Annotated in this window: 11 protein-coding genes and 1 tRNA gene; 4 read left to right on the forward strand and 8 right to left on the reverse strand. The window is 67.8% G+C overall.

Annotation, left to right across the window (positions count from 1 at the left end; all coding sequences use genetic code 11):
- Positions 1–8: 8 nt before the first annotated feature.
- From J0I47_RS08640 to J0I47_RS08665, 6 genes are all read right to left on the reverse strand, one after another.
- Positions 9–1,244, reverse strand: coding sequence for an integrase arm-type DNA-binding domain-containing protein (locus tag J0I47_RS08640; protein WP_294046412.1), 1,236 nt, complete (start codon positions 1,242–1,244; stop codon positions 9–11).
- 163 nt (positions 1,245–1,407) lie between these two features.
- Positions 1,408–1,482 (reverse strand) — tRNA-Glu (locus J0I47_RS08645).
- A gap of 176 nt (positions 1,483–1,658) precedes the next feature.
- Positions 1,659–3,413 carry a single-stranded-DNA-specific exonuclease RecJ gene (gene recJ / locus J0I47_RS08650; RefSeq protein WP_294046413.1) on the reverse strand — a complete coding sequence of 585 codons (1,755 nt, stop codon included), beginning with the start codon at positions 3,411–3,413 and terminating at the stop codon, positions 1,659–1,661.
- Positions 3,414–3,479: 66 nt separating this feature from the next.
- On the reverse strand, positions 3,480–4,169 hold the full coding sequence (locus tag J0I47_RS08655) for a 2OG-Fe(II) oxygenase (protein WP_294046414.1): 690 nt from the start codon (positions 4,167–4,169) through the stop codon (positions 3,480–3,482).
- A gap of 106 nt (positions 4,170–4,275) precedes the next feature.
- Positions 4,276–5,253, reverse strand: a complete 978-nt coding sequence (locus J0I47_RS08660; RefSeq protein ID WP_294046415.1) for an RcnB family protein — start codon at positions 5,251–5,253, stop codon at positions 4,276–4,278.
- 172 nt (positions 5,254–5,425) lie between these two features.
- Positions 5,426–5,956: a (2Fe-2S)-binding protein gene (locus J0I47_RS08665; protein WP_294046416.1), complete on the reverse strand. Its 531-nt coding sequence runs from the start codon at positions 5,954–5,956 to the stop codon at positions 5,426–5,428.
- 78 nt (positions 5,957–6,034) lie between these two features.
- Here J0I47_RS08665 and J0I47_RS08670 point away from each other — a divergent pair, with 78 nt between their 5' ends.
- Together J0I47_RS08670 and J0I47_RS08675 are read left to right on the forward strand one after the other, a co-directional pair.
- On the forward strand, positions 6,035–6,835 hold the full coding sequence (locus tag J0I47_RS08670; protein WP_294046417.1) for a class III extradiol ring-cleavage dioxygenase: 801 nt from the start codon (positions 6,035–6,037) through the stop codon (positions 6,833–6,835).
- Positions 6,836–6,919: 84 nt separating this feature from the next.
- Entirely contained in the window at positions 6,920–8,227 is a 1,308-nt protein-coding gene (locus tag J0I47_RS08675) for a sugar MFS transporter (RefSeq protein ID WP_294046418.1), read from the forward strand.
- On the opposite strand, the gene J0I47_RS08680 is transcribed toward J0I47_RS08675, so the two are convergent.
- Both J0I47_RS08680 and J0I47_RS08685 read right to left on the reverse strand, forming a co-directional pair.
- Positions 8,224–9,342, reverse strand: a complete 1,119-nt coding sequence (locus J0I47_RS08680) for a CaiB/BaiF CoA-transferase family protein (RefSeq protein ID WP_294046419.1) — start codon at positions 9,340–9,342, stop codon at positions 8,224–8,226. The two genes, J0I47_RS08675 and J0I47_RS08680, sit on opposite strands and share 4 nt — an antisense overlap.
- A 97-nt stretch (positions 9,343–9,439) precedes the next feature.
- Positions 9,440–10,624, reverse strand: coding sequence for an acyl-CoA dehydrogenase (locus J0I47_RS08685; RefSeq protein WP_294046421.1), 1,185 nt, complete (start codon positions 10,622–10,624; stop codon positions 9,440–9,442).
- A gap of 57 nt (positions 10,625–10,681) precedes the next feature.
- Between J0I47_RS08685 and J0I47_RS08690 the strand changes: the two genes are divergently transcribed.
- Both J0I47_RS08690 and J0I47_RS08695 read left to right on the forward strand, forming a co-directional pair.
- Positions 10,682–11,500 (forward strand): CoA ester lyase, encoded by an 819-nt coding sequence (locus tag J0I47_RS08690; RefSeq protein ID WP_294046423.1) that lies wholly within the window; start codon positions 10,682–10,684, stop codon positions 11,498–11,500.
- Between the two features lie 135 nt (positions 11,501–11,635).
- Positions 11,636–12,517, forward strand: coding sequence for an ROK family protein (locus J0I47_RS08695; RefSeq protein WP_294046424.1), 882 nt, complete (start codon positions 11,636–11,638; stop codon positions 12,515–12,517).
- Positions 12,518–12,615: the final 98 nt, after the last annotated feature.

Here is a 12,615-nt window from a genome sequence, read left to right on the forward strand (position 1 = left end):
TCCCCTTGTTAAGCGGCCTTCTTCCCTGATTTCCCGAATGTGCCCGCGATTACCGTTCGCCCATCGCGCAGCAAATCGAGATGGTCGGACCAGTGCTGCATCATACGCACGCGCTCGTCCCAATATTCTCCTCGCGTGTACGCGCGACGCACCGCGTTGCTGTCGCAATGGGCAAGCTGGCGCTCGATTGCGTCGGGGTGCCATAGCCCCATCTCATTGAGCAACGTTGCCGCCATGGCCCGAAACCCGTGGCCAGTCATCTCGTCTTGCATGAAGCCCATGCGACGCAGCGCTGCGTTGACCGTGTTCTCCGACATTGGACGCTCGACCGAGCGGAGCGACGGGAATAGGTACCGGCTATACGCCGTATCATGCTCGATCGTGCCTAGGATCGCGAGCGCTTGGACGGAGAGAGGGATAGAGTGCGGGCGCCGCATCTTCGTCTTGTGCGGCGGGATTACCCACAGCGCCTTCTCGAAGTCGAAGTCCGCCCATTCGGCATGGCGAAGCTCGCCAGGGCGCACAAACACATGCGGCGACAAGCGTAGAGCCACTTTGGTGTTGGGGTGGCCCTCGAACGTCTCGATTGCCCGCAGGAGGCCGCCAACTTCGTGTGATGTCGTGATAGCGGCGCGGTGCACAGGCTGCGGCGCGATCAGGGCCCCGCGAAGATCCGCTGCCACATCGCGTTCGGCCCGCGCGGTGGCGATGGCGTAGCGGAACACTTGGCTGCAGGTGCTACGTAGCCGCTTGGCCGTTTGATAGCGACCTCGGCTTTCCATTGGGCGAAGCGTCGCCAATAGCTCCTGCGCCGTGATGGAGGCCACCGGTCGCTTGCCGATCGAAGCGTTGATGAAGTCGAGCAGCCAGCGCAGCTTTTTCATCGTGACGGCGGAACGACCCTCGCGCTCAACCTTCACGAGCCATTCGTCGGCAACCGCCTTGAAGCTATTGGCGGCGGCTACCGTCGCGGCGACGCGATCGCGCTTGATCTTCTCGGCCGGGTCGTCGCCACGGGCCAAGGCTTTACGGGCGGCGTCGCGTTGTTCGCGGGCATCAGCAAGCCCCGTGTCTGGGTAGACACCGAAAGCAAGGGTCCGTTGCTTGCCAAGGTGCCTGTAGTTCATGCGCCAGTAGCGCCCCCCGGTTGGGGTTACGTAGAGAAACAGCCCGTCGCTATCGGTGAGCTTGTAAGGCTTAGCCCGGCCCTTGGCGTTTTTGATTCCCGCGGCAGTAAGTGCCATGATGGTATCTCCGATCAGCGGAGAGCCGAGCTACCATCAGATATACCATCAAGACGATGGTATCCGGTGGGACCAGGCCACTCCGGTTGGGAATACCTTACCACCAAAAACCGCAGAAATCCGCCATTCCTGGCACCTTCTGAAATCCTCTGGGAGGATTTTTTGGTGACCCCTACGGGGCTCGAACCCGTGTTTCAGCCGTGAAAGGGCCGCGTCCTAACCACTAGACGAAGGGGCCATCGCTGGCGCGCCGTGGCGGTTACGGAAAGGCGGGCCTGCGGTCAAGCGTCGGAAATGCGATCGCATTCAAACGGACCCCGCCGACATTGCGAGCGGAGCGAAGCAACCCAGCGTTCCACGCGACGCCTTGGATTGCTTCCCCCGACCTGTGCCGGGGTCGCAATGACGGTTGTATCAATCCGCCCAGGCCGCGTCATCGAGGTGGAGTTCCGCCGCCGGTCGCGCCGCCCAGTCGTCGACCTTTGGTCGCCCCGCCAGCCACAACTTGCGATGCGCCGGCGCCTGCAACAGCGCCTGGCCGAGCGCGGTGTCGGCGCCGCGGAACAGCATCGCCTTCAGGCTGCGGCCGTCGTCGCCCGCGACGATCGCGCGGACATGGCCGTTGCCGACGACATCCACCTTGACGACCCGAAACGGTCCCGCCGCGACGCGCGGGGAGGGCCAGCCCATGCCGTAGGGCCCGCCGCCGTCCATCGTCTCGCACAGGTCCGGCGTGATCCCGCCCGGCGCGAGCAGCGCGTCGACCAGCAATGCGCGGTCGGCGATCGAGCGTTCGACCGCCGCCGCGATCCGCTCCTCAAGGAACGCGGCGAAGTCGGCCAGCCGATCCTCCGCGATCGTCAGTCCCGCCGCCATCGCATGCCCGCCGCCCGCGACGAGCAGCCCGGCCTCCTTCGCCGCCAGCACCGCCGCGCCGAGATCGACTCCGGCGATCGACCGACCCGACCCCTTGCCGACGCCCGCTTCGTCGATCGCGATGACGACGACCGGGATGCCCAGCCGCTCCTTCAACCGCCCGGCGACGATGCCGATCACCCCGGGATGCCAGCCGCGCCCGGCCAGCACCGCGACCGATCGCCCGGCCGATTGCACCTCGGCCTCGGCCTGCACGGCCGCCTCGATCGCGCGGCGTTCCTCGTTCAGGCGGTCGAGCTCGGCGGCGATCTCGCGCGCTTCCTGGGGATCCTCCGTCGTCAGCAGCCGCACGCCCAGATCGGCGCGCCCGACGCGCCCGCCGGCGTTGATCCGCGGGCCCAGCGCGAACCCCAGGTCGCTGCAGGTCGGCGCGCGGGTCAGCCGCGCCGCCTCGGTCAGCGCGGCGAGGCCGATGTTGCGCCGCTGCGCCATCACCTTCAGCCCCTGTGTCACGAAGGCGCGGTTGAGCCCGGTCAGCTTCGCGACGTCGGCGACGGTACCGAGTGCGACGAGATCGAGCAGGTCGAGCAGTTTCGGCTCTAGCCGATCGGCGAAGAAACCGCGCCCGCGCAACTCGCGCAGCAACGCCGCGCCGAGCAGGAACGCGACACCGACCGCCGCCAGATGCCCATGCCGCCGCCCCTCCGTCTCGTCGAGCCGGTTGGGGTTCACCAGTGCGTGTGCGTGAGGGAGGGCGGTCGCACACTGGTGGTGATCGACCACGATCACCTCGACCCCGGCATCGCGCGCCATGGCCAGCGCCTCGAACGCTTGCGCCCCGCAATCGACCGTCACGATCAGCGATGCGCCGCCGCTCGCGATTCGCACCAGCGCCTCGCCTGACGGGCCGTAGCCTTCCATGAGCCGGTCAGGGATATAGGCTTGCGGGGCAAGGCCGAGGTCGCGGAGCAGCCGGATCATCAGCGCCGCCGAGGTCGCGCCGTCGACATCGTAATCGCCGAACACGGTGACCGCCTCGCGCGCGATCACTGCCTCCGCCAGGCGACGCGCCGCTTTGTCCATGTCGTTGAAGATCGACGGATCGGGCATGAAGCCGCGAATGCTGGGATTGCGGTTGGCGTCGATCTCCTCGCGCGGCACGCCCCGCGACAACAGCAATTGCGTCACCAGATCGTCGGGCCGGAACCCCGGATCGCGCGCATCCGCCGCCAGCGCCCGCCACCGCCACGGCTGGCCCGAGATCGAGCGGGTGATGTCGAGGACGTGGGTCACGACGCTCGTCTATACGTCATTGGGTCGCAAAGACGTTGAAATACCGGACGCGGTCGGCCGAGCACCTCAATGCGTTAACCAGTCCCGCTCGCGGAACCATTTCGTGACGATGTACTTCACGCCCTTCACCACCGGCATGCCTTCGTGGAGCGTCAGCGGGTTGGGTTTGCCGTCGGCGTCCATATTGTCCCATGCGAGCAGCAGGCCGCGGCGCGGGGCGACGCGCAGGCCGGCTTGCGGGAACCAGGTCGCGCCGCCTTCCTCGACATCGTTCAGGTAGATCATCGCGGTCCAGGTGCGCTGGCCGCCGGCCTTCTTCATGTCCTCCCAGTATTTCTGGGTTTCGTGGAAGTAATCGTGGTGCGCGCGGAACTGCTGGCCGGGGGCGTAGCGCTGGCCCTGGATCGTCTCGCCCTTGCGCGGCTCGATCCCGAGCAGGGCGGCGATCCGCGTATCGATCCGCTCGACGTCGGGCGCCCAGCGGTCGAGATCGCAACTGTCGCTCGTGCGAAAACCGTAATCGTCCTGTTCGGCGCGGTCCGACAGCACGGTCGAGGGGCGGCGGTCGGCATCGATCAGGTCGATCAGGATCTGGCAGTCGGTCGCATCGAGGAAATCGAGGTAATAATAACCACGCGCCGCGCCGACCATTGCCGCCTGGGCATTGGGATTGGCGTCGAGGCGGGCCGCGACCTCGCGGCCGACTTTCGCGCGTTCCTTGGGGCCGCCTTGCGCGGGCTTCGTCGATCCGAACATGCCGGGTTACTTCGCGCGGTCGCGAAAAAAGGCAATGGGCAAAACGGCGTGCATACAGAAAGGGCCCGGGCGGATGCCCGAGCCCTCCCGTCGATCGACGCGACGATCAGTAGAAGATGCCGTAGACCACATCGACCACTTCGCCGGTGTAGATGTCCACCAGCAACGCGTCGTTATAGTAGCGCACCCAGCGGAACTCGCCATAGGCGTCGGGCAGGCGATATTCGTACGGATCGTCGATCCAGTAGCTCTGGCTGAACAGCAACCGGTCGAGGGTGAACCCGATCGAGAAGCGGCGATAGCCATAGCTCCAGCCGTACGGCGCATAATAGCGCGGCAGGCGGAAGATCGAGCGGTTCTCCGCCCGGTAGCGCTGCCAGTCGTACCGCCCGCTGCCGCGCCAGTCGCGGTTCCAGTTGCCGCCGCGATCGCCGCCACGCCAGTTGTTGCCGCCGCGCCAGCCGTCATTCCAGCGCCAGTTGTTGCCGTCCGGACGATTGCCCGCATTCGGCGGCCGGTAGCCGTTGCGCGGATCGCCGCCCTGGAACCGGTCGGGACCACGATAGCCCTGGTCGGGCCGGCCATAGCCGTTGCGCGGATCGCTGCCGCGCCAGTTGCCGCCGTTACCACCGTTGCCGCGCCAGTCCGGACGTCCTTGCGGAGCCGGCTGAGCCTGCTGCGGCGGTTGCGCCTGGGGCGCGGGGGAGTCGCCACCGCGACCGCGCCAGCCGCCGAAGTTCCGGCCGGGACCGCCCTCGGGCTGCGCCTGCGGGACACCGCCGTCACCCCGGCCGCGCCAGCCGCCATTGCCACCGCCGCGCCAGTCCGGACGAGGCTGGGGCGCTTGCGCCGGCTGTGCCTGCTGGGGCGGTTGCGCTTGCGGGGCGGGCGCGCCGCCACCATGCCAGCCGCCGCCATTGCCACGACCTTCGCCGCGACCCTCTCCACCATTGCCGCGGGGCGCCGACTGCTGCCCGTCGCCGCCACGGCGTCCGTGCCAGCCGCCGTTCTGATCCTGCGCGCTGGCGACCCCCGGCACGATCGAGGCCGCGGCCAGCAGCGCGATCCACAAAGTCTTCCGCATCGTCCTTCTCCATCCGCCGGCGCACAAGCCGGCCCATCGATAACGCGGTGCTACGCGATTCGGGCTGACGCCTCTCTGAATTGGGTCGTCAGCCAAATGAAAGGAATGGGCGGTTTCGCTCGGTTCGGCGCAGGACGAACGTGTAGGCAGTCGTGTAACGGCTGGGGCTGCCTTAGGGTGTCAGCGCCGGCACCACGCGGGCGGCGTCGTCGGGGTCGATGCCGGGTCGCGGCGTCGTCACCGTCTCCTCGCCGCGCTGGATGCGGCCGGCGCGCTGGATCGCCTCGACCAGCCGCGGATAGATGCCGCAGCGGCAGATGTTGGCGATGCCGCTGCGGATCTGCTCCTCGCTCGGCGACGGATTGTCCTTGAGCAGCACCGACGCCGTCATCACGATGCCCGGCACGCAGAAGCCGCACTGGCCGACATTGGCGGCGACGAAGGCGACCTGCACCGGGTGACTGCGGTCGTGCGACAGCCCCTCGATCGTGGTGACGAAACTGCCCTCGATCGTGCCGATCGGGACGAGGCACGATTTCTTCGCGGTGCCGTCGATATCGACGACGCACGCCCCGCACTGCCCGGTGCCACAGCCATATTTGGTCCCGGTCAGATTGGCCGCATCGCGTAACGCCCAGAGCAGGGGTGTTGCCGGGTCCATGCGGAATTCGACCGGCTGGTTGTTGACGGTGAACTTGGTCACGGCCGCCAGCCTAAGCGGAAACGCGCCGTTTCCGCCAGCGTCATTGTGGCGGCGGCGACGCTTGCCGATATCGTCGCCATGACGCTTCCCACCCTGTTCGTGCCGCATGGCGGCGGGCCGTGCTTCTTCATGGACCCCGATGGCGGGCCGCCCGATCCGATGTGGCAACCGATGCAGAGCTATCTCGCCGGCCTGATCGACAGCCTGCCCGAGCGGCCCAAGGCGATCCTGCTGGTGTCGGGGCATTGGGAGGAGGCGGTCGCGACCGTGCACACCGGCGAGCGGCCCGACCTGCTGTTCGACTATTACGGCTTTCCCGAGCACACCTACCGGCTACGGTGGGACGCGCCGGGTGCGCCCGCTGTCGCACGCCGGGTCGCCGCACTGTTGAACGCCGCCGGTTTCGCGACGCGCGAGGAGAGCGAGCGCGGCTGGGATCATGGCGTGTTTGTACCGATGAAGGTCGCGGTGCCTGACGCCGACATCCCGCTCGTCCAGTTGTCGCTGCGCGCCGATCTCGACCCCGCCGCCCATATCGCGATGGGCCGCGCGCTGGCACCGTTGCGCTACGAGGGCGTGCTGATCGTCGGATCGGGGATGAGCTTCCACAACATGCGCGTACGTGGCGATCAGGCGACCGCGCCGTCGGCGGTCTGGGACGAGGCGCTGAGCGACGCGGTGACCGATCCCGATCCGGCCGTGCGGGCGTCCCGTGTCGCGAACTGGACGGCACTGCCCAACGCGCGCTTCGCGCACCCGCGCGAGGAGCATTTGCTGCCGCTGATGGTGGCGCTGGGGGCCGGCGGCGATGCCCGGGCCCGGCGCGATTTCCGCGACGTCGTGCTGGGCTGGACCGTCTCCGGCTATCGCTTCGGCTGACGAAACCGGATTGCCGCCAGCGACTTGCTGGTCCATCAGGGCGCCCGGAACCGGTTTCAGACCGGGTGAGGGGAGCGTGAGTTCATGGCGATCAATCCGGGCGCGACGGCGTCGACCAATCCGGCCGGGACCGGCGACAGCCACCAGGGGATCAACGCCCCCGACCTTCAGCTGTTCGTCTTCGCGCTGTTCTTCATCTTCGGCGGCATCACCAGCCTGAACGACGTCATCATCCCGAAGCTGAAGGAACTGTTCGACCTCAACTTCTTCCGCGCCTCACTGGTCCAGGTATGGTTCTTCGTCGCCTATGCCGTGGTCGGCATTCCCGGCGCGCGGCTGGTCAAGCGGATCGGGTACATGCGCGGGGCGGTCGCCGGGCTGGCGACGATGATTGTCGGCTGTCTGTTGTTCATTCCGGCCAGCAAGACGGCGACGTTCGGTGTGTTCCTGCTGGCCTATTTCGTGCTCGCGACCGGCGTGGTGCTGGTGCAGATCGTCGCCAATCCGCTCATCTCGCTGCTCGGCAAGCCCGAGACGGCGTCGAGCCGCTTGACCTTCGCGCAAGCATTCAACTCGCTCGGCACGACCATCTTTCCCTATTTCGGCGCGATCCTGATCCTCGGCGGCCTCGCCACCGTGACCGCCAAGCAACTGTCCGGCCCAGCGCTCGACGCATATCGCACGCAGGAATCGCAGGCGATCGTCCACGGCTATCTCGGCATAGCGGCGGCGCTGGCGGTGGTCGCGGCGGTGGTGTGGCTGTTCCGCAACCGGCTGAAGGGCGAGCAGCACGAAGCGTCGAGCCTGGCGCAGGGCCTGGCGCTGCTCAAGCGCACCCGGTTCGGGTTCGGCGCGTTGTGCATCTTCCTCTACGTCGGTGCGGAGGTCGCGATCGGCAGCTTCCTGGTCAGCTATCTGGTGCAGTCGAACGTGCTCGGTCTGACGCCGGAAGCGGGCGGCAAGCTGATTCCGTTTTATTGGGGCGGGGCGTTGATCGGGCGATTCATCGGATCGGCGGTGCTGCGCGTCGTCAATCCGGGCAAGGTGCTGGCGTTCAACGCGGTCGGCGCGATCATGCTGATCCTGGTGTCGATCAACACCACCGGCACGACGTCGGGCTATGCCCTGCTGGCGGTCGGGCTGATGAACTCGATCATGTTCCCGACGATTTTCACGCTGGCGTGCGAAAAGCTCGGGCGGCGCGCGGCGGACGGATCGGGCATCATCAACGTCGCGATCGCGGGCGGGGCGGTGATCCCCGCGATCTATGGGGCGCTGGCGGATCATACCAGCCTGCGCCTCGCGCTGGCCCTGCCGATCGCGTGCTACGTCGTGATCGCCGCGTTCGGCCTGTATGCGCGCAAGCCCGCGACCGATTTCGCCGACGCCTAATCGGGCTGGCGTTCGCCGAGGCGCGGGGCGACGCGGCCGAGCGCGAGGTCGGCGTCGGAGAAGCGAATCGGGGTGCGCAGGCCATCGATCCGCTCGCCCGGCACGACCATGCCGCGTGCGCGGACCTGCGGATCGTTGAGCGCCTGCTCGACGGTGTTGATCGGCCCGACCGGCACGCCGACCGCCTCCAGCTTCGCCAGCAGATCGTCGCGGTCGAACCGTGACGTGGTTTCCCGGATCGCGTCGAACAGCGGCTCGCGATGGACGATGCGCCCGGCATTGGTCGCCCAGCGATCCTCCGGTACGATCCCGACCACGCCGCAGAAGCGCTGGAACTGCGCGTCGTTGCCGACCGCCAGGATGAACCAGCCGTCGCTGGTCGGGAAGACGGCGTAGGGCGATACGTTCATGTGCGCATTGCCGACCCGCGGGGGCGTGACGCCGCTCGCGAAGTAATTGGCCGCCTGGTTCGCCAGCACGCCGGTCATCGTGTCGAGCAGCGCCATGTCGATCTGCTGCCCCCGACCCGTCGTCTCGCGCTGGATCAACGCCGCCTGGATGCCGATCACGGCGTAGAGCCCGGTCGCGATGTCGGCCATCGCCACGCCGATCTTCTGCGGCGCGCCGTCGGGCTCGCCGGTCAGGTCCATGATGCCGCCCATGCCCTGGATGATGAAGTCGTAGCCTGGGCGCGACGCATAGGGGCCGTCCTGCCCGAACCCGGTGATCGAGCAATAGATCAATCGGGGGTTGATCGCCGACAGGGTGGCGTAATCCAGACCGTATTTGGCGAGGCCGCCGACCTTGAAATTCTCGATCAGCACGTCGGATTCAGCGGCGAGGCGGCGCACTTCGGCCTGTCCTTCGGCGGTGGTGAAGTCGATCACCACCGACGACTTCCCGCGGTTGCACGCGTGGTAGTAAGCGGCGTCGTGCGTCCCGTCGGGGTTCTCGACGAACGGCGGGCCCCAAGTGCGCGTGTCGTCACCCGCCGGGCTCTCGACCTTGGTGACCTCCGCGCCGAGATCGGCCAGCACCTGCCCCGCCCACGGCCCCGCGAGGATGCGGGCGAGTTCGAGGACCTTGAGGCCCTTGAGCGGAGCGTCTTTCTTCACGTCATTCCCGCGAAAGCGGGAACCCATCTCCCGCGCTTTGCCAAGAACAAGCCGTCGATGATGGGCCCCCGCTTTCGCGGGGGTGACGGTAGAATTTTTAGAACGCCGCGATCCCGGTGATCCCCCGGCCGAGGATCAGCGCGTGGACGTCGTGCGCGCCCTCGTAGGTGTTGACCGTCTCCAGATTCATCAGATGGCGCATGACCTGGTATTCGCCGCTGATGCCGTTGCCGCCGTGCATGTCGCGCGCCGCCCGCGCGATATCGAGCGCCTTGCCGACATTGTTGCGCTTGACGATCGAGATCATCTCCGGCGCGAACTTGCCCTCGTCCATCAGCCGGCCGACGCGCAAGCTCGCTTGCAGGCCGAGCGCGATCTCGGTTTCCATGTCGGCGAGCTTCTTCTGGTAGAGCTGGCGCCCGGCGAGCGGCGTGCCGAACTGCTTGCGATCGAGGCCGTATTGCCGCGCGGCGTGGAAGCAGAATTCCGCCGCGCCCATGCTGCCCCAGCTGATCCCGTAGCGCGCGCGGTTGAGACAGCCGAACGGTCCCTTCAGCCCCTGCACCTCGGGCAGCAACGCATCCTCGCCGAGCGCGACCTCGTCCATCATCACCATGCCGGTGATCGACGCGCGCAGGGACAGCTTGCCCTCGATCTTGGGCGTCGACAGGCCCGTCATGCCCTTTTCGAGCACAAATCCGCGAATGCCGCCGCCGTGCGCGTCGGACTTGGCCCAGATCACGAACACGTCGGCGATCGGGGCGTTCGAGATCCAGGTCTTGGCGCCCGACAGCGAATAGCCGGTCGCGGTCTTCATCGCGCGCGTCGTCATGCCGCCGGGGTCGGACCCGGCATCGGGCTCGGTCAGCCCGAACGCGCCGATGAGTTCGCCCGAGGCGAGCTTGGGCAGATATTTCCGCTTCTGTTCCTCCGAGCCGTAGGCATGGATCGGGTACATCACTAAGCTCGATTGCACCGACATCATCGAGCGATAGCCACTGTCGATCCGCTCGACCTCGCGCGCGACCAGGCCGTAGGCGACGTAGGACGCGCCGACTCCGCCATATTCCTCCGGGATGGTCGGGCCGAGCAGGCCGAGCTGGCCCATCTCGCGGAAGATCGCCGGGTCGGTGGTCTCGTTGGCGAAGGCGTCGATGATGCGCGGCGCGAGCTTGTCCGCGGCATAGGCGCGCGCGGTGTCGCGGACCATGCGCTCGTCGTCGGTCAGCTGATCCTCGAGCAGGAACGGGTCCGCCCAGTCGAAATGTCCCATGCCGGCCATCTGCCTCTCCTTCGCCTCCGCATTGTCGCGGGCGGCGGCTTGAGGCAAGGAAAAGCGATGAGCGGCTATCGACCCCGGCGCAGCGCGCTGTTCCTGCCCGCGAGCAACGCGCGCGCGATCGACAAGGCGCGCGGGCTGGCGGCGGACGTCGTGATCCTCGACCTGGAGGATGCGGTTGCGCCGGAGGCGAAGCCGGCCGCACGGAACGCTGCGGTCGCGGCGGCGGGCGAGGGGTTCGGCACGCGCGAGACGGTGATCCGCGCGAACGCGATCGATACGCCATGGGGTGACGACGACCTCGCCGCGATCGCCGCGAGCAGGGCGGATGCGGTGCTGGTGCCCAAGGTGCGAAACGCTGCCGATGTCGCGCGGTATCGGGCGGCGCTGGGCGGCAAGCCGCTATGGCTGATGATCGAGACGTGCGAGGCGATCGGACGGTTGCAGGATATCGCCGAGGCCGGCGCGCAAGGGTTCGTGCTCGGCGTCAACGACCTCGCGCTCGAACTCGGGGCGCGGCCGGGGGTGGGGCGGGCATGGCTGGCGCCGATCCAGGCGATGGTGCTGGCGGCGGCGCGGTCGCGCGGGCTGGTCGCACTCGACGGCGTCTGCAACGATTTCAGCGACGATGCCCGGCTCGGTGAGGAATGCGAAGCGGCGGCGGCGATGGGCTATGACGGCAAGTCGCTGATTCACCCGCGCCAGATCGCCTTCTGCAACGCGGCGTTTGGGCCGAGCCCGGACGAGATCGCCTGGGCGCGCAAGGTCCGCGACGCCTTCGCCGCTAGCGCCGGCGGCGTCATTCAGGTCGGCGGGAAGATGGTCGAGGCGCTTCACCTGGTGCAGGCCGAAAGGCTGTTGGCCATCGCTGATGCTTAGCCCTTCACGCCTCCCCGGCGAAGGCCGGGGTCCAGTTGCGAGACGCGCCTTGGTGTGCGATCCGCTTCGTTACTATTGCCTACCCGACTGGGCCCCGGCCTGCGCCGGGGAGGCTGCTATCATTAGGGGTTTTGAATGACCAGGATCGCGGGCGTCGAACTCGGCGGGACCAAGTGCCTGTGCGTGCTGGCCGAGGACGGCGTGATCGTCGATCAGGTGCGGGTCGACACCACCGACCCGGTGACGACGATGGCGGGGATCGAGGCGGCGCTCGACGGCTGGCGCGGGTTCGCGGCGATCGGCATCGCCAGCTTCGGACCGATCGGGATCGATCGCGCGGCGGCCAATTACGGCCACATCACCGCGACGACCAAGCCCGGCTGGGCGAACACCGACGTCGCCGGGCGGTTGCAGCGGCGCTATGGCGTACCGACCGGGTTTCACACCGACGTCGTCGGCGCGGGTCTGGCGGAGGCGAAGGCGGGCGCGGCACAGGGCTTGGCCGACCTCGCTTATGTCACGATCGGCACCGGGGTCGGCATCGGGCTGATCGCGGGCGGCCAGCCGGTGGTCGGGCTGACGCATCAGGAACTCGGCCATATCCGGCCGGTGCGGCTGGCGGGTGACGACTGGCCGGGCATGTGCAGCTTCCACGGCGATTGCGTCGAGGGGCTGGCATCGGGCCCGGCGATCAAGGCGCGCGCCGGGGTCAGCGCGGACCAGATTCCGCAAGAGTCGCTGATCTGGCGACAGGTCGCGCATCCGATCGCGCAATTGTGCCAGACGCTGGTGCTGACCGGGGTGCCTCGGCGCATCGTGTTCGGTGGCGGCGTGTCGCTCGGCGTATCATGGCTGTTGCCGATGGTACGTGCGATGTTCGACGAAAGCCTGGGCAGCTATGGCGATCGCTCGCTGCTCGGCGATCTCGACAGCTATATCGTTCCGGCAGGGCTGGGCGGCGAGGCCGGGCCGATGGGCGCGATCCTGCTCGGCGAACAGGCGCTGGCGGCTGGCTGATCCCGCCATTTCGGGCGCGATCCGGCGAAGTCGGTTTACGCCCTCTTAACCCTGCCTGCTTACCCCTCGGCAACGACCATGGGGCGTGGTGTACGCCC

The sequence above is a fragment of the Sphingomonas sp. genome (assembly GCF_017304635.1).
Taxonomy (GTDB): domain Bacteria; phylum Pseudomonadota; class Alphaproteobacteria; order Sphingomonadales; family Sphingomonadaceae; genus Sphingomonas.